The sequence below is a fragment of the Streptomyces huiliensis genome (assembly GCF_020037025.1).
Lineage (GTDB): Bacteria > Actinomycetota > Actinomycetes > Streptomycetales > Streptomycetaceae > Streptomyces > Streptomyces huiliensis.
In genome coordinates, this window is record NZ_JAIQLH010000055.1 from 29544 (window position 1) to 50358 (window position 20815).

General features: G+C 70.7%; 12 protein-coding genes. 4 read left to right on the plus strand and 8 right to left on the minus strand.

Annotated elements, in window-relative coordinates; genetic code table 11:
* Positions 1-2 precede the first annotated feature (2 nt).
* Positions 3-1151, minus strand: coding sequence for a CaiB/BaiF CoA transferase family protein (locus tag JNW98_RS11610; protein ID WP_223768075.1), 1149 nt, complete (start codon positions 1149-1151; stop codon positions 3-5).
* A 156-nt stretch (positions 1152-1307) separates the two neighbouring features.
* Positions 1308-1685, minus strand: coding sequence for an MmcQ/YjbR family DNA-binding protein (locus tag JNW98_RS11615; RefSeq protein WP_223768076.1), 378 nt, complete (start codon positions 1683-1685; stop codon positions 1308-1310).
* Positions 1686-1939: 254 nt separating this feature from the next.
* On the opposite strand from JNW98_RS11615, the gene JNW98_RS11620 reads away from it, so the two are divergent.
* Positions 1940-2929, plus strand: a complete 990-nt coding sequence (locus JNW98_RS11620) for a DNA cytosine methyltransferase (protein ID WP_223768107.1) — start codon at positions 1940-1942, stop codon at positions 2927-2929.
* Between the two features lie 71 nt (positions 2930-3000).
* Here the strand turns inward: JNW98_RS11620 and drmB are convergent, their stop codons facing one another.
* Genes drmB through JNW98_RS11645 form a run of 5 tightly spaced genes read right to left on the minus strand, consistent with a single transcriptional unit; the run spans position 3001 to position 15382 of the window.
* A complete protein-coding gene (drmB, locus tag JNW98_RS11625) occupies positions 3001-4866 on the minus strand; it encodes an MrfA Zn-binding domain-containing protein (RefSeq protein WP_223768077.1) in 1866 nt (621 codons plus the stop codon).
* Entirely contained in the window at positions 4863-8111 is a 3249-nt protein-coding gene (locus tag JNW98_RS11630) for a helicase-related protein (RefSeq protein ID WP_223768078.1), read from the minus strand. Before JNW98_RS11630 ends, drmB begins: the two co-directional genes overlap by 4 nt.
* Positions 8108-10021 carry a UvrD-helicase domain-containing protein gene (locus JNW98_RS11635; RefSeq protein WP_223768079.1) on the minus strand — a complete coding sequence of 638 codons (1914 nt, stop codon included), beginning with the start codon at positions 10019-10021 and terminating at the stop codon, positions 8108-8110. The genes JNW98_RS11630 and JNW98_RS11635 overlap by 4 nt, the downstream gene beginning before the upstream one ends.
* Positions 10018-14775, minus strand: coding sequence for a DEAD/DEAH box helicase (locus tag JNW98_RS11640; RefSeq protein WP_223768080.1), 4758 nt, complete (start codon positions 14773-14775; stop codon positions 10018-10020). Before JNW98_RS11640 ends, JNW98_RS11635 begins: the two co-directional genes overlap by 4 nt.
* A 55-nt stretch (positions 14776-14830) precedes the next feature.
* On the minus strand, positions 14831-15382 hold the full coding sequence (locus JNW98_RS11645; RefSeq protein WP_223768081.1) for a hypothetical protein: 552 nt from the start codon (positions 15380-15382) through the stop codon (positions 14831-14833).
* Between the two features lie 121 nt (positions 15383-15503).
* Between JNW98_RS11645 and JNW98_RS11650 the strand changes: the two genes are divergently transcribed.
* From JNW98_RS11650 to JNW98_RS11660, 3 genes are read left to right on the plus strand one after another with little or no spacing between them, the layout of a single operon-like run.
* Entirely contained in the window at positions 15504-17639 is a 2136-nt protein-coding gene (locus tag JNW98_RS11650; RefSeq protein ID WP_223768082.1) for a helix-turn-helix domain-containing protein, read from the plus strand.
* On the plus strand, positions 17636-18640 hold the full coding sequence (locus JNW98_RS11655; protein ID WP_223768083.1) for a hypothetical protein: 1005 nt from the start codon (positions 17636-17638) through the stop codon (positions 18638-18640). The genes JNW98_RS11650 and JNW98_RS11655 overlap by 4 nt, the downstream gene beginning before the upstream one ends.
* Entirely contained in the window at positions 18637-19530 is an 894-nt protein-coding gene (locus tag JNW98_RS11660) for a DUF6339 family protein (RefSeq protein ID WP_223768084.1), read from the plus strand. The genes JNW98_RS11655 and JNW98_RS11660 overlap by 4 nt, the downstream gene beginning before the upstream one ends.
* Here JNW98_RS11660 and JNW98_RS11665 read toward each other — a convergent pair.
* Entirely contained in the window at positions 19446-20801 is a 1356-nt protein-coding gene (locus tag JNW98_RS11665) for a DNA cytosine methyltransferase (RefSeq protein WP_223768108.1), read from the minus strand. The two genes, JNW98_RS11660 and JNW98_RS11665, sit on opposite strands and share 85 nt — an antisense overlap.
* Positions 20802-20815 lie beyond the last annotated feature (14 nt).

Sequence of the window (20815 nt, forward strand, 5' to 3'; positions counted from 1 at the left end):
CATCACTGCGGCCCCTTCGGTAGAAGTCCGGTCTGGAGAAGCCCGGGAACGTCCCAGTCGCGGGCGACCTCCTCGGTGTGCGCGCCGGGCGGGGCGGGCGGCCGTCGGAGGGAGCCGGGGGTGGCGGAGAAGCGGGGCGCGGGGGCGGGCTGGGTGACGCCGTCGCGCTCGGCGAAGGTGCCGCGGGCGGCGAGGTGCGGGTGGCCGGGGGCCTCGCGCAGCGAGAGCACGGGCGCGACGCAGGCGTCCGTCCCCTCGAACAGGGCCGTCCACTCGGCGCGGGTACGCCCCCGGAACCGCTCGGCGACGAGGTCCCGCAACTCCCCCCACCGCCCCGGATCCTCCCGCGCGGCGGCCTCCGCGCCCTCGATCCCCAGCAGCCGGACGAACTCCCCGTAGAACCGCGGTTCGAGCGCCCCGACGGCCATGTGCCCGCCGTCGGACGTCTCGTAGACGCCGTAGAACGGCGCGCCGCCGTCCAGCAGGTTTCCGCCGCGCCGGTCCTGCCAGGCGCCGGCGGCGAGCATGCCGTGGAGCATGGCGGTGAGGTGGGCGGTGCCGTCGACGATGGCGGCGTCGACGACCTGCCCTGCGCCGCCGGCCCGGGCGCGAAGGAGCGCGGAGAGCACGCCGACGACGAGGTAGAGGGAGCCGCCGGCGTAGTCGCCGAGCAGGTTGGCGGGCGGACAGGGCGGCCCGCCGGCCGGCCCGGTCAGCCCGAGGGCGCCGGTGACGGCGATGTACCCGATGTCGTGCCCGGCCGTCGGTGCCAGCGGCCCGTCCTGCCCCCAGCCGGTCATCCGCCCGTACACCAGCCGGGGGTTGCGCTCCAGACACGGCCCCGGCCCGACCCCGAGCCGCTCGGCGACCCCGGGCCGGTACCCCTCCAGCAGCACGTCGGCCCGCTCGACGAGCCCGAGGACGGCCTCCGCCCCGCCCTCCGCCTTCAGGTCGACGCACACGGAGCGCTTGTTCCGCTGGGTGACGTCCCGCCGCGGCTCTATCCCCAGCCCGGGCCCCCCGGGCCGGTCGACCCGCACCACGTCGGCCCCGAGATCCCCGAGCAGCATCCCGGCGAACGGCCCGGGCCCGATCCCGGCCAGCTCGACGACACGCACACCCGCGAGCGGACCGCCCACCGCATCTGCCATCCGGACCGCTCCCGTGACCGTCGCCTCGATGACTCGCCTCTATGACAAGACCGCTGTAACACTCGTGATGTTAAGAACGTGTTCCACTCTCCACAAGCCCCGGACCCCGGGCGGAAATTGACGGACCCGGCCGACCCCGCGTCGAACTCCCCCGACTCAGCCGTCCAACTCGGCGACAAGCCGCTTGGGAGCGACACACCGGTAGCTCTCCTCCACCCAGTCGCAGAGCAGCTCCACCGGCACGCCCCCGCCGGCCAACGGCACCGACACCCAACCATGCCGGCCCAGCCCGTACGCCGTGGGAGCGGCCCCCGGCACCGCGAGGGCGTGCCCGTGCGCCTCCTCGTCCTTCAGCTTGACGCTGATACCGGTCCCCTCGGCGTTCTCCTCGTCCCCCAGGAACACGAAGATCTTCTTGTTCACCTTCACGACGGCGCTCTCGCCCCACGGAAAGTCCTCGACGGCACCGGGCAGACCGAGAGCGAACGCGCGGACTTTCGCTCTCGCGACGAGGGGTGCGGGGGTGCGGGCCATGGAGTACCTCCGAGGAATTGATCGTTTATAGGTACACGCTAGGCGCGTCGACGTACGGCATCGTCCGACGCATGCGGCGCGCCGGGTCTTCGTCGGCCGCCCCCGATCTCCGGCCCGTCATCGGCCGACGCGATCGCGGCCGCTCGGAGCGTACGCCCGTCCACGGACCCGGTCGCCGCATGACACCGCCGGCGAGCGGGGTAGCCTGCCATCCCCCCTTGCGTCGAGTTTCCGGAAGAGCACGAACGGTGATCATGGAAGATTCCCGCCTCGAACGCCTCAGCTGCCTCGCCGTGTGCGCCGGCGCGGGCGGTCTCGCGCTCGGCCTCGAACAGGCCGGTTTCGATCCCGTGTTGCTCTTGGACAATCGCCCGGTCGCCTGCGAGACCCTGCGCCTGAACCGTCCCCGATGGAACGTTCTCGAAACGGACGTCCTGGATTTCGACCCGGTGGACCACCAGGTGACGTACGACGTCGACCTTTTGGCCGCCGGCCTGCCTCGGGTGAAGGCCGGCGCGGCGGTGGCGCGTGTGGACGACGAGGAGATACGCGTACTCGCGGCGACGATCATGCTCATGCATGGAGTCCGGCCTCGGGCCCTGCTCGTCGAGAACGTGCCGGACCTGGTCTCCAAGCCCGCCTTCGAGCCGGTTCGCGCGTACATCGCGGCGGAATTGCAACACCTCGGATATCGACATCACTGGTTCGTTCTCAATGCGATGGACCACGGGGTGCCCCAGGATCGCAAACAGGGCATCCTCGTGGCCTTGAAGGGGGACGCCATCGAGGACTTCGTCGTTCCGACGCCCGACGCGAAACCGCCGGTCACGGTGGGCGAGGCGTTGGGCGCCTCCATGGCCTCTCGCGGCTGGCCCCACGCGGCCGCGTGGGCAGCGCAGGCCGACCGGGTCGCTCCGACCCTGGTCGGCGGCTCCTGGAACCGCGGTGGGGCCGACCTGGGGCCGACCGGATCGAAGCGTTCCTGGGCCCGCATGCGGGTTAACGGCGGCACCGTCGCCGACGAGCCCCCCGGCCCCGATTTCCCGTGGGAGCCCTCGCTCGACGTCAAGGGCATGGTGTCACTGACCGTCGAGCAGGCGGCGCGGCTGCAGGGCTTTCCCGGCGACTGGCGCTTCGCCGGGCGCAAGACGGCCCGTTACCGGCAGATAGGACACGCCTCGCCGCCTCCCGTGGGCCGGGCCCTCGGGCTCGCGATCCGGGCGGCGTTGCCGGCCCGGGCCTGACCCTCGGGACGCGGGGCGGCGAGGAGGGGAGAGCCGCTCGTCCTCCTCTCCTCGCCGTCACCGCCCGGTACTCACGGAGAGAGCAGGTGGGAGAAGAAGCCGATCGACGGGTCCTCCGGGGTGCCGACGAGGAGGGCCCGGTCGAGCAGGCCGTTGTTGTGCTCGCAGCCGGTCTCCGGCAGCATCACGCAGGCATGGCAGGCGGCCATGTTGGTGCCGCCCACGCCGGAGGTCCCGGTCTCGACGCAGAGCGGGTCGGCGGAGCACCACTCGGCGCGGTGGACGGCCGAGCGCACGGCGGGTACGAGGCGGTCGATCTCGCCCTGTGCCACCAGACCGCCGAGGCTGCCCGCCGAGTCGCTGGTGGCCGTGTAGATCAGTACCCCCGCCATCTCGTCGCCGGAGTAGATCCGCTCCCGGAGCGAGGCGGCCGGGTAACCGGAGTCCAGACTCCACTCGTTGATCATCACGTGTGCGAAGGTGTGCAACAGAACCATGCGCGGGGTGGCGGGAGAGAGCGGGACCCGACCGGGGTCGGATGCCCGCTCGGTGAGGAGCCGCTGGTGCCTGCGGCGCATGTGTTCCACGCGGGCGGCGACGGCCGGCCGCTCGGCCCAGGTGTCGATCCTGTCCTCGTCGAGCCGGAGGAAGACCCCTTCGCCGTGCACCTCCATGGCGGGCAGCCAGTCGGTGGGAGCAAGGGAAAGCTCCGCCTCATGACCTTCCGACGAGGTCTCGGGGTCGATGATCCGCGTGAAGCCCTTGAGGGCACGCACCTCTCGGAGCTTCTTCACCAGCATCGGGCGGGCCAAGCCCGAACCCGACAACGGCGTCGCGTCACCGGTCGGGGGCTCGCACACGAACTGCTCGGTGTGACGACCGGAGTCCTCCGGATTGCCCGCGCACAGACGCTCGTACTCCAGGTCGCGCAGGGCCCGGTAACGCCGTTCCCGATCGATGTCGGAACCGTCGTCCTCTCCGGTGGGGTCCTCCGCCTCCATCGCGGACAGCATGTCCATGACCTGCCCGGCGCTCACCGGCGGGGTGCCGTCGAAGATGTACTTCAGATGGATCTCGATCTCGGCGGGGGTGGAGCAGGCGCGGAGCTCTTCCCAGTGGCCTGCCAGGGACTGGACGCGGGTGTCGCTCCACGGCGGGATCGACAACGCCGAGCGGAGCACCGGCTGCCACACCGAGGAGGAACCGCGCTGCAGGGTCCGGGGCGGTTCGGAGCAGGGGACGTCGGGGGCGTTCCGCAACCAGGGGCGTTTGCCCTCGCAGCGGATGTTCAGGTCCTTGAGGGCACCGCGCCGGAAGGAGCCCTCCATGGACACCTCCGGCACTCCGCAGGAGCACGAGAGCACCACCGAACGGAGCGATGATGTGCGGCCGGAGGACCGCAGGCTCATCCGGCCCCCACAGAAGCCGGCCTCGCCGTCGCCGCGTCGTCCGCGGTGCAGCCACTTCCAGTACGGGAAGTCGGTGATGTGCCCGTCCTCGCACGCCATCACGAAGCGGGAGGGCACCAAGGGCTCCGAACACTCGGCGCACTCGTTGCGTCCGGGTGGTGAGTTGAACCTTCGCACGTGGTCCAGCGCGTGACACTCGGGGCAGTGATGCCACAACGGGAAGCGGCGCACCCGGACGCCGTCACGGCTGTCGTCGGTGGAGGCCGGGGGGAGCCGGAACCGCCGTACGCCCAGGACGCGGGCGAGGCGCGGCTCGTGGATCACGGGAGCCTCGTCACGAGGCCACTGCGTCTCGGCGTCGTCGATGCCGGCGACGATGAACGACTCCTGCTCCACGGCGATCAGGGAACCCACACCGTAGGTGGTGACGGCCTGGGCACGGCGGACGGCGCCGCGGCGGGGCAGGTTGCGGGCCGGTGCGGTGGAGCCGTCGGCGCCCCGTCGGCGGCGGGCGGGGGGCGGGGTCATCGGGATGCCTCCATGAACAGGGCGGACTCGGCGTCGACGTCGCGGAGCGACCACAGGGTCTCCCACGCCTCGACGTCCTCCAGGGCGTCGTTGTAGGACTTGAGCAGCGAGGGGATGCGGCGTCCGCGCTTCGGCTCGTAGTGGAGGCCGCCGTGCCGCTCGGCCTCGTCGTACCACCAGTCGACGAACTCGTCGAAGGCCGCGGCCACGTTGCCGGCCTCCTCGGGAGCCACGGCCTCGACCCGCTCGAGAATCACCGGACGGACGCGCTCCCGGAGCTCGTCGACGAACAGATCGATGTCGCCCGCCGCCTCGTCGGCGCGGGCGGCCGGGATCAGGATGCGCGCCAGGGCGACGATCACCGCGTGCAGACCGCGGTCGCGGGCGCGGGCGGAGAAGGGGGTCACCGAGGTGGACTCGACCTCGCGGTAGAGGGCGGAGTGGAAGTGCTGGAAGTTCTCGTAGTGGGAACGGTCCCGGGAGCGGCCCGCGTTGAGCATCACGGCCACCAGGCCGGGGTGGGCACGGCCCACTCGGCTGGTGGCCTGGATGTACTCCGCGGTGGTCTGGGGCTGTCCCATGACGGCCATCAGGCCGAGCCGGTCCACGTCCACACCGACGGCGATCATGTTCGTGGCCAGGAGCACGTCCACCACGTCGGTGCCGGGCAGCCGGCGCTCGATCTGCTTGAGACGGGCGGGGATGTCGCTGGCGTCGACCCGGCTGGTCAGCTCGGAGTTGTTGCCGACGGCGCGGGGAGCGCAGCCGTCGCGGTCCGCCAGGTGTTCCAGGTGCGCCACGACGTCGTCGTGGACCTGGAGTTCGGCGGCGGACAGCAGGCGCAGGCTGTTGAAGTAGCCGACCAACGTCCAGTACGCGTCGCGGACCTCCGGGGTGGTGTCGGTCCGCATCGCCTGATGCAGCAGGGTGGCGTAAGTGCGGATCAACAGGGTGGACTGGCTGGTGCCGGGGGCGAAGAGTCCCACGTAGCGGCGGGACGCCTTCTCCTCGGCGGGGGTCTCCACGGCGAACCACGAGTCACGGGAGTCGAGGCCGGCGGGCGGGAACTGGCGCACCTCGCGGCGGAACAGGGCCTTGCCCTGCTCGCCGGCGCGGCGGATGGTCGCGGTCGAGGCGATCACCTTGGGACGGTCGGCGAGCACGTCGACGGCCGTCTCGTACAGACCGGTGAGGGTACCCAGAGGGCCCGAGATCAGGTGCAGCTCGTCCTGCACGATCAGTTCCGGGGGCGGAGTGGCGTCCTGCCGGTCCCGGTTGAACAGGGCGGCGGTCTGCGGGCGCCACGGCATCGAGGCGAACTTGTCGACGGTGGCGATCACCAGGGTGGGCCGGGCCCGGTACACGGTCTCGTCGACGAGGTGCACGGGCAGACCGCCGGAGAACGCGCAGCCCGTGCCGGGGCAGCGCACGTCCATCCGAACGGCCTCCCGGTCGACGGAGTAGTGGTGGGCGTCGAGGACGGTCCCGCACCACGGGCAGGCATGCAACTGGACCGGGTTCTCCTTCTGGAGCACCCGCCCGGAACGAGCGGCATCGAGCTGCCGCCCGGCGGCCTCCAGGGAGTTCGGCGTGGCGGACTGTCCCACCCACATGCCCAGGGAGATCTCCTCGTGGCCCAGTTCGGCGGGGTTCGCGCGGCGCATCCGTTCCATGGCGCAGATCAGGATCGCGGCACGCTCGAACTGCTGGAGGGTGAGCAGGCGCAGCGTGTACCGCATCAGGACGGTGACACCGCCGCCCGCCGTCCCGAGCCGCATACGGCGCAGGAAGGTGGTCAGCGCGATCAGGCCCAGGTACGCCTCGGTCTTGCCACCACCGGTGGGGAACCACAGCAGGTCCGACACGCCCCGGTCGGGGTGCTCGGGGTCGTCCACCCCGGCCAGGCACAGGAGGACGAAGGCGATCTGGAACGGTCGCCAACGCGCGGCGGCGAGGTCCGGTTCGCCCAGCCGACCGGACTTGATCCAGGCGCTGCGGGCCCGCTGCATCGCCATCGCCTGGTTGGCGAGCCGGAACGCTCGCATCAGGTCGGGCTTGTCACGCAGCAGGGCGATGCCCTGACGAATCCGGTCCAAAACCTCGTCGCAGGCCGCGACCTGGGCGGAAGCGGCCTCCTCGTACACGCTGCCCGCCAGGGCGGCCGCCTCGGCCCGCTTTCGCTTGATCCACTGGGCGTAATCCGCCGCCAGCCCCTCCAAGGCGACGAGCAGCTCGGCATCGGGGGCCTCGGCGAGGCCCAGCATGGTCAGGGCGCGGTCGTCGATCTCCGGGTTGGAGTCGGTGAGCAGCACCTCGTGGGTGGGTACGAACTCGGTACGCACCTCGGTGACGCCCGCCTTTCGCACTTCGGCGACGCCGACCGGGGCCGGTTCCCAGTCCCACACCGCCGCACAGCCGTGGCCGACGGCGAAGGTCGGGGCGTGCCGGTGGAGCAACCGCCCGGCCTCCCGCTCGGGGTCGGCAGTGGATTGGAGGGCGGGGCGTTCCACGAAGGCGGTCGATCCGTCGGCGGCGCGGACCACGAGGCCGGGCTGGAACAGCGCGAAGGCGTCCTGCAGTTCCCGCTCGCCCACCTTCTGGATGTTGACGAGAGCGACCGTGACGGTGACGGTGCCGGTCTCCGACGACGGGCGGCGCACGTGCACCTCCAACCGGACCGTGCCGTCGACCAGGTCGCGCGAGAAGCCACGTCCCGGCCGCGTCACGTCGACCGTGACGTCCGGCAGGTCCAGCTCCACCCGACACCAGCGCTCTCGCTGGTCGGAGGTGGTGCGGGCCTCACTGCGGCGGGCCGAGACCCTGCGGCCCTCGGCGTCCTCCGGCTCATACACGGCCGCGCGCGCCGAGACCACGATCTCCCGGCACTCGGAGAGATCGACGGCGAAGGTCAGACCGACGGAGGACGGCCGCCGGTCGCCGGTCGTGGGTCGCTCGACGGTCGACCCGGAGTCGTCGAGGCCGTCCCTCCGGGTCTCGTGTTCCACGTCCAAGCCGTTGTGCTCTTCGGCGTCGTCCTGTTGACGACGCCCGGCCTCGGCGTCCGCCGGACGGGGGAACAACACCCCCACGGGGTAGCGAGTGATCGGAGCGTCCTGGTCCAGCACTTCGGCGCGGTCCTCGGCGGAGGCGTCGGCGTCCGGCCCCAGCAGCTCCCGGCGGAGCCGGGCCACCAGGTCCTCGCGGACCGTGTAGTGCGCGGCGTGCCGCCCTGCGTGGATGGTCATTCCTGCTCCTCCTCGGCCCCGGCGGAACGCCGGAACCGTCCGATTCCGCTGATGCGCGGGGCGATCCACACGCCGTGGCCGCCCAGCCCCGCGTTGGCTCCGGCGGCGCTGCTCCCCGCGACCGCTTCCAGGCAGTCGATCCGCAGCCCGACGATCTCCTCGGGCCACTGGATCTCCCAGTTCGGGCCGACCTTCAGGAGCGAGTACAGGTCGCTCCTGAAGGCTTCGGAGGCATCGCCGATCTCCCGCCCCTCGTGCAGCAGTGCGTACCGGGGACTCTCCTCGGGGCCCATGGACAGGGTGTCGCGCAGCCGGAAGGTCACCGCGTCCCCCGGCCGTACGCGCTCCGACAGGTACGTCTGCGTACCCAAGGCGTCGTTCAGGACGTCGGCCGGCTCCAGGGCGCTCACGTCGCCGGGCCGTGCCTCGATGCCGTCGCGACGCCACTTGAGGCTCGGGACTCCCCGGTACCAGCGGCCGGTCGGCCTGTGCTTCCGCAGCGTCACCGTGTCCGGCGCCGCGAGGCGATACAGGTCCTCCCGGGCCCTGGTCATCGCCACGTAGAGCGCGCGTGCCTCGGCGGGCACGTCGAGGTCGTCGGCGCGGCGACGGCGCAGTTCGGTGATGGTCGGCGGGGTGGGCAGCACCACCCTGTCGAACTCCAGGCCCTTGGCGCTGTGCACGGTGGACACGACCAGTCGGGCCGGTTCCGGGTCGGCCAGCTCGTCGGGAAAACGGCGCTCCGCCACCAACCCGCGCAGCCGTGCCACGTCGAGTGTGCCCCGGCCGGTGCCACGCGCCGCCGCCCTCAGCGCCCGCCACACCCGATCCCGGTCGGTGCCCTCGGGCAGCGGCATCCCGCCGAGCAGCTCGCGCAGCCGCTCCTCGGAGAGGGTGGCGGCCTCGGTCCGGCGGAGCAGTCCGGCGACCCAGTACGGCACCGGCCGGTCCTGGAGCGAGCGCCGCAGGACATGCGGTACGCCGTACAGATGCAACCGCTCCGAGACGAGCAGGGCCTGTCGGTTGTCGCGGGTCAGGACGGCGCAGGTACCGGGAAAGGAACGCAGGGTGTCCAGGGTGAACGGGTCGTCGAGCGCTCCCAGGTCGGGCAGGTCGAGCAACAGCTCGCGCAGCTCCCCGTGGAGCCGTTCCGCCGCCGTGTCCGGGCCCTCGGCGGCACTGCCGATGCCCTGCACGGCCGGGCCGAGCGGAAGCGCGGTGCGCGCCTCCGGAGTGACGGCCCGGAAGTTCCGGGTCAGCTTCAGCTCCACCAGGTCGTCGGCGTAGGAGGCGCGCACCCACCGGAGGAAGAGGTCGGTGCGGTCGGCGTACTCCTCCGGGTCCTCGATCTGGAAGTCGTAGATCGCCTGGGCGGAGTCGCCGACCAGGGTGAACCCACAGGAGTCCTGGAGTCGATCGAGCAGCGCCTCCACCATGTCCCGCCGCGCTCCCACGAGGTCCTGCACCTCGTCGACGATCACGTGGGCGGGCGGGCCGGACTCCAGCGAGTCCAGCGCGCCCTTCTCGATCGCCTCGGAGGCGGCTCGGATGCGCTCGTCGAAGGAGAGTGCCGACCACTCCCCCTCCGGGTGGGCCTGCACCAGCAGGGAGTACGCCCAGGAGTCGAACGTCTGCACCCGAACCCGTCTGGCGTGCTCACCGTGCAGGGCGATCCGGTCCCGCAGTTCACGGACGGCGGCTCGCGAGAAGCTGAGGACGAGCAGCTCGGACGCTTCCAGGGCCTCGTCGGGATCGACATGGCCGACAAGCGCGTCCAGGCGACGCACCAGCGTGTGCGTCTTGCCGGCGCCGGCCCCGGCGGTGACCAACAGGCGGGCGTCCCACGGCTGTTCCACGACGGCCTGCTGCTCGGAGGTGAGAACGAGGGCGTCCTCGACGGCGAGGGTCACTTCTTGCCCCACAGGTGCTCGAATCGGGTGAAGGCGAGGGCGGTGTCGAAGTTCCGGATGGTGTCGCGGACGTTCAGGATCAGGCAGGTGTCCTTGCCACCGTTGCGGGGACCACGCAGGCCGCGTCCGATCATCTGCTGGTACACGTTCGGGCTGTAGACGGGCCGGGCGACCACCACCGCGCGGGTGGCGGGGGCGTCGAAGCCCTGGGTGAGGACGCCGTAGTTGGTGAGCACCCGCACCCGACCGTCGCGGAACTCCCGGATCCGGGCGCGCCGGTCGTTGTCGGAGGTGGTGGCGTCCACCGAGGACGCGGAGATGCCGCGATCCTTCAGTCTGGCCGCCAGGTACTTGGCGTGCTCGACCGAGGTGGCGAACACGAGCACCGGCCAGTCCGCGGGCATCGCCGCGACCTCCTCGACGATGCGCAGGCTGCGGTCGTGGTCGTCGGCGAGCCGCTGCTCGGCGGCCTTGGACAGCAGACTGAGCTGCTCGGCGCTCTCCCGCTCCTGGCGGGACAACTCGATGGTGCCGCCGGCGAGTTCCCGGTGCTCGACCTGCGCCAGCACGCCCTCCTTCTGGAGGTACCCGTAAGCGTCGTCGTAGGGGAAGACGCCCTCGTCGAGCCGGCGCGCTCCGAACCGGTTGACCAGGCGGCGGGTCTCCTCCTCGTTGTGGCCGCGGAAGGGGGTGGCGGTGAGGCCGAGCAGGTGGCGTTCCGTCTGGCGCTGGGTCAGGCCGAGCAGACCGAGGATCTTGGTGTAGCGGGGACTGGTCGCGACGTGCGCCTCGTCCACCACGACCAGTGCGGCGTCCCGCAGCCAGGCGTACCGGTCGGTGTCGAGACACACCTGGAGCTTGGCGTCGGTGGCCACGACGAGCTGCGGCCCGTCGACCACCGGGGCGGCCTCGTTCGAGGTCCACAGCCGGTTGATCGTCAGCCGGGTCTGCGCACCGGCCTTCTCCCACACGAACTTCCAGCTCTGTACCGCCTGTTCGCACAGCTCCTCGGTCTGGGCGATCCACAGGATCGGCCCCCTGAGCTCGCCGGCCTGCTTCACCCAGCGGATGACGGCCTCGGCGGTGACGCGCGTCTTGCCGGCGCCGGTCGGCAGCGACAGCATGGCGCGCTGCGGGGCCAGCCGGTCCAGCATCTCGAAGATGTTGAGGGCGAGGCGTTCCTGGTAGTCGTGCAGGCGCGGGAAGTCCCGCGGACCGTCCACCGTCAGGCTCTGGTCGAGGGTCGGCGCCCGGTAGCCGGCGAAGGGTGCGGGCAGGCCGAGGTCGGCGACGAAGGAGACCGCCGCGGAGCCGCCGGTGTAGGACGACGGGGCGTTCGGGAAGCGCTCCTGGATGTCGCGGTTGTGCGTCTTGAGGATGGTGTCGCCGTGGGCGTTGAACGCCATCTGGGCGATGCGGCGCCCGGAGGGCTCCTGCCCGTCCGACTCCTGCCGCTCGGCGTCCATCAGGCCGGCGGGCAGCCGCTCGCACAGGGCCTCCGCCCCGATCAGCAGCTCCAACTTGGCCGTCACGTCCTCGGCCTCACGGATCGCCTTCAGTGCGGACCGGATCTTCTCGTCCTGCTCCTGGCGGGTCTGTGCCTCCAGTACCGCGCGGCAACCGGCCTCTCCCAGTCGCAGGCCCAGCTCGCGGTCCACGGCCCGCAGCGTGCCGAGCCGGTCCAGCGAGTCCAGAACCTTGATCACGTTGCCCTGGCGGGCGCTCTCCAAGGTCTTCGCCCGTACGCCGTGCGGGGTTTTGACCACTTCCTCCAACGAAGAGCACCTCAGCAGGGTGTAGGTGCCGGCGGACGAGCCCATCCGCTGCCGCAGGGTCGGGAACTCCTCGGTCAGCGGAACCGCGTCCACGGTCGACTCGTGCCGGGTCTCGTGGCTGACGACGTCCTTGTGACGCAGCATGCCCCAGGTCTCGACCATGAGCTCGGCGGACTCCCGGTCCGGCATCAGCAGCGCCGGCACTCGCTCGGCTCGCAGCGAGCGGTACTCTTCCGCGCTCGCGGCGACGGCGATCTCACCGTCCTCTCGGGTCTCCCAGGCGTCGCCGATCCGGCAGCGGGTCAGGGAGTCCTCGGGGAAGTCGATCCCCAGTCGGGTCAGCAGGGCGTAGGTCGAACCGACGAAGGCGTCGTCCTCGCTCTCCAAGAGCTTCTCCAAAAGCTGTTCCCACTGCTGGGGACGGACCTTCTCGACACTGTCCGCGAGCTTCAGCTTGCGAGCCTTCTCGGCGCTGATCGAGGCCACCGGAAGCACGTCCCCGTATTCCGACAGCTGCGGGCCCACGGCTTCCTTGAGCGGCTTTACGCCCTGTGACGTCGCCACCCGGCCGTGGTGGGCAAGCATCCAGCGGATCGGTGACGGCGCGGACTGACGGGTGGAGACCTGCGCCCCGATCTGGAGCGTCCAGTTCTCGATCAGCCCTTCCTCGGGGAGCAGCCGCAGGAACGCGGCACGGGCCTCGTCGGAGAGTCGGGGAAGGAGGTGGAGAGGACCGCCGACGGCCGCGCCCTCGATCTTCGTCCGGGCGAGGGTCGGCCGGCTCGCCCGGTCGTCGAGCTTGCGGCAGTACGCCGTGTGCATGGCCTCCCGGTACTCCTCGAACCAGGGTTCCCTCTCCGGCCGATGGCCGACGGTCGGGCGGTCCCGCAAACCGACCTCCCGGAAGAAGCCGGTGTCGTCGGAGTGGAATTCCATGTCCACCGCGACGCCGGGGTCGCTCTGCGCGGTGACCACGGCACCGGGCACCATGCAATCGCGCAGGACGCGGAACTGCCCGTCCGCCGTCCGCACCATGAGCGTTTCCATCGGCGCGGGCACGCGCTTGACCAGCTCGTGGCCGACGACGGAGGCGCCCGCCTGGTGGAACAGGTCCCAGAACCGGGTCCACTCGCGCGGGCCGTAGGAGTCGAAGCCCTCGTCGAGCACGCTCACGAAGCGGCCGCGGACGTCGGCCTCCCGAATGCCGAGCGTGGTGAGGGCCGCGGACAGCGACGGATCATCGGAGAGGGCCCGGTCCACGTAGACGAGCGACTCCCGCAGGCCGTCGTCGTCGGCGCGTCGGAAGACCCGGCCCGGCACGGGGGCGACCATGCCGTGCTCCTCCGTGAGCACGATCCTGGCCTTGCGGGCCTCGGCGGCACAGTCGGCATCCGACTCGATCATGTCGGCGACGATCCGGATCGCGGTCTCGGAAGCCTTGGCGGTGCCGTCGGAGACCAACGCCTCCAGCCACTCGCGGACATCGGCCCGCTGCTGCTTGGTCCGTTCCAGGATGTGCCCGACCTTGCCGGAGCGCAGGGTCGTGGCTTCGACGGACGGGTGCAACCAGTCCTTGGGACGGCCGGAGTACGCGTGCCACTGCCGCAACCAGCGGTTGGTCGCGGTCAAGTCCTTGGACAGGTCGGGGTGGACGCGCAGTTCGCGGGGGTCCCGCAGCACGCCGTCCTGGTCGGGCAGCGACGGACGCTGTGCCGCCGTCTCCCAGATCTGCTCCAGCAAGTGGCGGTCGGCCCAACTGATGGCCTCCCTGGCACGACCGGGCAGCAGGGGCAGGTACGCGGCGGGGTCCTCCGCGGGCGCCAACGCGGGCAGGGAGTCCACCACCAGCCGGGCCGCGACCTGGATCATCTCCGCGTTGAAGGGGGAGGCGTCGAGCAGGTTCTGTCGGTCCTCGTTGGTCTTCCAGGCGCCGTTGAGGATGCCGGTGAGCGACATCTCGTACTTGCTGGGGAAGTACGCCCAGAACTGCCCGCGCCGGCGCGGGCCGACGGGGCTGAGCAGGCCGCTCTCCTCTCGCTTGTAGGCGGGCACGGCCCAGGCGAGGTCGACGGTCAGACGTCCGTGCAGCTCGCCCGCGTCGCGTCGAGCGGCTTCGGTCGGCTCGTGACTGTGGGTGAAGACCTGCCACTGGGAGGCGACCGGCGGCCTGCCGACCCGCTCTTCGTGGATCGTGCACAGGGTGCCGTCCTGCTCGGCGCGGAGCACCCGGCGGGCGATCGGGCGGGGCCGGCGATCCTCCAGGACCACCTGACCCACGTGCGAGGAGAACAGGTGGAAGCCGGACGGGAACTCGTCACGGGCCTCGTGGCCCGCCCCGCCCTGATGTCCGTGCATGTCCTTGCCCAGCCGGTCGGCGGCGCCACGCAGAAGGGGCAGGCGAACCACGGTGGTGGCCCATCCCAGCAACTCGTCCAGCACCGGGTCCGCGAGGCGTTCGGCCTTCTCGTCCAACTCGCGGGCCATGCGCAGCACGGGCGCCTCGAAGTCGTCTCCGTGCCGCTCGCGTACGCCGGGCACGTTCCGGATCAGCTCGTACGACCAGGCCCGGTCGAAGCCGAAACTGCCGCTGCTGCTGAAGAACTCGGGGGTGTCGGTCACCACCAGGACGGACTTCACGCCGACACCGAACCGGCCGATCTGCCCGCCGCGCTTGCGCGACATGCTCATCCGCAAGATGGTTTCCGCGCCCTCGGGGGTCACCGCCTGCCCCTGGTTGGCGCAGTACAGATGGGTGTCGGTGAGCACCACGTGGATCCGCCCGCCGGGGTCGTCACGAATCTCGTCGGCGGCGTTCTGGACCAGCTCGAAGAGCTGACGGTCGCCGTACCCGCCCTGGGTGATACGGCGTTCGCCGTTGGCGTGCTCGGGGATCAGGCCCGGGTCGACGCGGTAGGTCTCCAGAACGCGAAGGGACTGCTCGACGACGGTACGGATCACGGAGGACTGCGGGTCGGCCACGGAGGGTTCCACTTCCGGATGAAGGGCGGACAAGGGCATCTGACGGTCCATTCCGTCAGCGGACGATGTGCAGAGTGATCGTGACCGTGGCGACGCGCTGACGGCCTGTCGGGTTCCGCTTCGGACGGCGGCGGTGCTTCGGGGCCGTGTGGCCGAGCAGGACGTCCCGATAGGAGGCGACCATGCCGTGATCGAGCCCGCCCATGAGACCGAGGTATGCCGCCTGAGCCGCGGGGTCGTCGGCCAGTTCGTCGTACGAGCGGACGATGGCGCGCATCTCGTCAAGCGGGGTCTTCTTCGAGGGCACTGGGGTACCTGCGCTTTCGCTTTCGCGGGAGTTCACGAGGAACACAAGGAAATGGTGCGATGCGGTGCGGTGGGGGAATCCGGTTCGCGCGGGCGATCCGGTCGAAAGAAGGCACAACTGTGCCTGGGAAGGCAGTTGACCCAACTTGCCGGTGGGGCGACTGAGATGAAACCCAATCACGAAACGCTTCCGAAAGGCAAGGGGCAGGCTCCCGGTCGAAATCGACGACAGCCCGGCGGATTTACGGCGCATTTCGTCGCGAAATGGGGCGGAATTGCAAGCTCCGCTTTTCACCACCACGAAGGGCTCCCCCAACGAGGCCCTCACCTGTCAAAGCCCGTTTGACGTGATCTCCGGCCCGTCAACAGCGGTGCGGTACGGTGGCTCTCACCCAAGGGCATCGATCGGAAGCAGGTGGGACGTGGAGGCGGCTGAGGACTTCGGCCCCTGGCTGGCACGCCAGCTCAGGAACGCCGGGAAGAGCCAGACCGACCTGGCCGTGGAACTGGGCATGACCCGAGCCGCCGTCTCCGCCTGGATCGTCGGCCGTTCCGTGCCCCGGGACGAGACGATCCGGCGTATCGCGGAGCTGCTCCACACCGACCTGGAGACCATCCATACCCGCAGCGCCGACGCCCAACTCGGGCTGCCCGTCTCGTGGTACCACCGGCCGGCCCACGACGACGGCGGGCGCGAGTACGGCAACGCCGCCGCGTTCGCCTTCGAGGCCGACGTCTCGGTGCTCGCCCGAGAGGCGACCCAGAACAGCCTGGACGCGCGCCTCGACCCCAGCCGACCCGTGCGGGTCCGATACACCCTGCACGAACTCACCGGCGAGGCTCTCGCCCGCTTCCGCGAGGCCGTCGACTGGGAACGGCTGCTCCCGCACTACGACGCGCTCACCGCCGACGGCGGCCGACAGGACAAGGTCTCGCGCACGATCGCGGCCGGACTGCGGGACATGTACCAGCGGGATCGCCTGGTGCTGCTCCGCGTCGAGGACTACAACGCCACGGGCCTCACCGGCGACGACTACGGCGACGGGCTCTTCGCCGCGGTTGTACGCCGACAGCTCGACAGTCAGAAGAAGGACTCCGGCGCGGGCGGATCCTACGGCCTCGGGAAGGCCACGCTCTGGGCCACCAGTCGCCTCGGCCTCGTGCTGATCAACTCCACCCTCTCCGAGCCCCACGAAGGGCGCACCGAACGTCGTCTGATCGGCCGCCTCGACCTCCCCTGGCGCGAGGTCGACGGCAGGGAGTTCGCGGGCCCGGCCTGGTTCGGCCGTCCCGACCCGAACGCGAAGTCCAGCGACGTGGCTCGTTCCTGGTGGGCGGACGAGGAGACCGTCGAGCGGCTCCACCTCACCCGCGAGAGCGGTGAACCCGGCACGTCCTTCCTCATCGTCGGCGCCCACGACGTCGCCAGCCTGGCGCCCGTCACCGGCGACGAGGACAGTGTCGAAGACGACGACTCCGTCCAGCGGATGCACGCCCGACTCAAGGACGCACTCGGCCGCAACTTCTGGGCCGCGATGACCGAAGGCGGCGGCCACGAGGCGCACCTGAAGGCGTCCGTTCGCACGTACCGCAACGGCGCAATCCTGATCCCCGAGGAGATCGTGGATCCGGCCGACACCCAGCCGTCCCGTACCCGCGCCTTGCGCGCCTTCCTGGAGGGTGACACTGTCGATCGCCTCACCGCTCGGGGCCAGGTCGCGCGCGCGACCGTGCGCCTGAGCGTGCCCCTGCGGGGCGGCGAGGTGCGCAGCGGCGTGCCCCACGAGGCCGTGGTCCTGGTCACCAACGCCGAGGACGATGTCGAGGGTCGCCCCAACCGGCTGGTCTCGATGCGGGGCAATCGCATGACCGTCAAGAACAGCAGTGTCCCCAACATCCCGATCGGCACCAATCCGTTCCAGGCCGTCCTGCTCGTCGGTCGCGCCGCAGGCCCCGACGCCCCCGGCGCCGAGGCCGCCGAGGAGTTCCTCCGCGCCTCCGAGCCTCCCGAGCACAACAAGTGGGGCCAGACCGAGGAACTCCGGCTCGCCTACTCGCCGGCCGCCCACCGCCGCATCGCCACCCTGACCACCCTCGCCAACCAGGCGGTACGCGACCTCGTCGCCGTTCCCCGGGCCAAACGCCGCAACGGCGGGGAGGCGAAGATCGCGAGCCGTCTCAAGGTGGGCGGCACCACGAAGAAGGCCCGCCCCTCCGGCACCGCGATGCCCGAACTGGACAACGTCGACGCACTGATCGACGAGACGGGGGCCTGGTCGGTCACCGTCGACCTGCGCGTCGCGTCGAACGTCGACACGGATCGTCCGATCACACCGGTCGCCAAGTTCGACGTGCGCTCCGGGCCCCGTCCCGCCGCGCCCTGGAAGGAACTCGTCGCCATCAGCGGCTGCGCGGTCGTCGACGGGGCGCTGCGCCTGACTCCCGGCAGCCGCAAGGCCGCCTTCCGCGGTGTCACCGACGTGTCGCGCCACCCCGTCCGGGCCCAACTCACCGGACTCGTCGTCGAACTGCGCAGTGGGAAGGGAGAGCAGGCGTGAAGGTCTACCCCTACCGACGGCTCACCGGCAACGTCTCCTGGCGCGTCGACAGCGCGCAACTCAAGACCGAGGGCGAGCCCTGGGAGGACGTGGAGAGCAAGTACGTCTCCACCGTCGAGCGAGTCGTGGCCCTCGGACCGAACGACGACCGCCCCGACTGGACACAGGCGCGGCTCCGCCTCTCGGCGAACCTGCCGGCCAAGGCGGTGGACGGCGGCAGCCCCTGGCAGGACGTCAAGGTCGTCGCGGTGCTCACCGAACGGGCCACCAATACCCGGACGGCCGTGGAGCTGTCTCCGATCGCCACCGACGGCCGCGAACTGACCGGCGAGCTGTACCTCCATCGATGCGACCTCCTCGACCGCGCCACCTTGGCCGTCCATGTCGTCGCCACCGTGGGCGGCGTGCGCGGCCGAGTGATCGCCACCACCGACGCGGAGTGGTTCGTCGACGTCATCGAGACCGCGCCCTCCCTCGCCCGTGAACTCGACGTCAAGTTGGTCGGCTTCGAGTCCGGCGCGAGCCGGCTGCGGCGCTTCAAGGACTCCCCCTGGGTGGTCGACACCACCGGCAGAATCCCCGCCGTACGCGTCAACACCGACTTCGACGGGCTCGAGGGCCTGATGGGCGGTGAAGGCGGCAACGGCGCGGAGAAGACGGTCCGGGAACTCCTCCTCACCCAGATGTGCTCCGAGGTCTGGACCGCCGTCTTCCACTCCGCCGTCGGCGACCTGGAGATCGAGGAGGACGGCACGCCCCTGTTCCCGCACGGGTGGCAGGGCGAGGTGCTCCGCGCGATGCTCCCTGACATCCACCCCGATCGCGATCCCGAGGACGCCCTTCGCGAGATCCACGCGGCGCGCACCGGAACCTCCGCCACGGGCTGGGGAGAACTCCAACCCCGGATCCACTTCGCCGCCTCGAAGCGCGCGGGCGTCCCCCGGACGCTCTCCACGACCATCCGCGACCTGGAACGCCTCACGCAGGGGGACGACGCATGACCGACCGGCCCAGTTACCTCCCGGAGCACCTCGGGCTGCTTCCCAACGCCGAGGCGGCGGAATTCCTCACCGAAGGGCTGCTCGCCGGTCGCGAGGACACACCGAGCCTCAAACTCAATCGGGTCACCGAGCCGCTGCCGTACACCGACCGGCGCGGCGAACTGCGGCCCGTCCGCGACCTGGTCGAGGACGCCATGGCCTACTGCCGGGCCGGCGGGCTCAAGGCCACCCAGGCCGACGCCTGGCTCGCCCCACGCCTGCACGCCGCGCTCCGACTCACCCGCCGAGAGGCCGCCGACCCCGGTTTCTGGAACTACCTGGCTCTCGGGGTGGCCCCGGACTACGTGGTCTGGCGGCACCTGTCGGACGCCAAAGTGGCGGCCGACCGGTTCCGCGGGCAGTACCACAAGCAGGCCTTCGCCCGCCTGTGGTGGGCGGCCGAGCTCTTCCGCGATGGCTCGGACTACTCCCCCGTCGTCACGGCCTGCGCCAACCAGGACATCATGAACACCGCCCTGCGCATGTCGGTGATCAACCACCGACCCACCGCTCAAGCGATCGTCCGGCTGGTCGCGAAGGGCGTGATCACCACCGGCCGCGAGGTCAACGCCCTCATGGGAGCCGTCAACGCATCGGCGGCGACCCTGATGTACGACGTGATCGCCCCCGACGTCGAGCGCGAGTCCCGCCCGCTCCTCGACTGGATCGCCGAGGCCGAGCACGCGCGTCAGGTCTCACGGCAGGAGCTCCCGGCCGGCCCCGACGAGGAGCCGACGCCCGAGCTCTCCGTGAGCGCGCTGGTGGACTACTTCTCGGACCTCTTCGCGGATGCGCCGGTGCGCGGGCGGGACTTGGATTTGGGCTTGGAGGCTGTCGAGGAGACGGACTGAGCCTCGGGCTCCGGGCAGTCGGGGCCACAGCCGTCCGGGACACCACACCCCTCCTTGCGGAGGGCCTCGTATTTCGCCGAGCCGACCTCGAGCCCGGACCATTTCTCCCGCAGCTTCTCCTCCGGCGGCAGCGGCAGCGCCAGTGCGGCCGCGAGCACGTGCATGCCGAAAAGGGGGGGCACCGCATTGCCCACTTGCTGCGACTGGTCGCCTCCGGACCACGGGTAATCGGGCGGGAAGGTCTGAAGGATGCCGGCTTCCTTGATTTTCAGGTTGCGTCTGTCCTTCTCGTTGCCGTTCCGGGGCAGAACGACATTGCGAGAGACTTTGCCCGTGACAGTGAAGGAGGGCTGCCGGTCCGTGCGAACGCCCCGCTTCTTCGGATCACCGCCGCTGCCGTAATTCGACCTGACCTCGAACGGCCCGCCCGAGTCAAGGGGCCAATGCCCTGTCGCTTCGAAGATCTTCCCCATCGAGACCCAGGAATCAAGCGCCCCATCGGCGCCCTCCGCAGGCAAGAGCTGGTCGTCCGGCCCGCCTTGCGTCGGATTGAGCGGCTTGTAGGTGTGATGTGTGGGGGCGGGAAGCGAAGGAGTGCCGTGTACGGCGAGCCTCGCGATCAGAATCGCACGACGACGGGTCTGAGGGACGCCGTACGCCTCGGTATGCAGCGTCTTGACCTCGGCCACCCGATAGCGCGCCTTGCCCCCGGCGCCGTCAGGCAAGCCGCTTTCCAGGGCGTCCTTGTAGACGTCCCAAAGCGCCTTGACCGCAGGCACCTGCTCCAAGACGATCACGTCGAACGGTCGCCGCTCCCGATTCGGAGAACGGAGAGCCTTGATCGCGTACCGAAGGGGTTCGAGCACCAGAGCAGTTCTGGGATCACCACCCAACTCCTTCAGCCGGTCGTCGATCTCGCCTTCCCCGGCACCCTCCACCAACGCGTGGACAAGCTCTTCGACTTTGTCCAGAGCCTTGCGCCCCGCGCCGCTGCCGGCCACCGAGTACGTCTGGCACGGCGGGCCGCCGGCCAGGACGTTCAGTTCCTTGGGCAGTTCCTCGAACCGGTGCCGGCGCACTGCACTGACATCACCGTGCCAGGTATCGAGCCCCGCCTTGTAACGCGTCTCACAAGCGTCCTTGTCCCACTCGATTCCGAGCGAGGGCACCTCGAGCATGCGCGCAGCCACATCAAGACCACCCGGACCGGCGAAAAGGTCCAAAATGTGCGGTTTTGCGAGGAACGAGGATTTTGCGTCCGAGCTGGCCATGTGGCGGAAGTTTA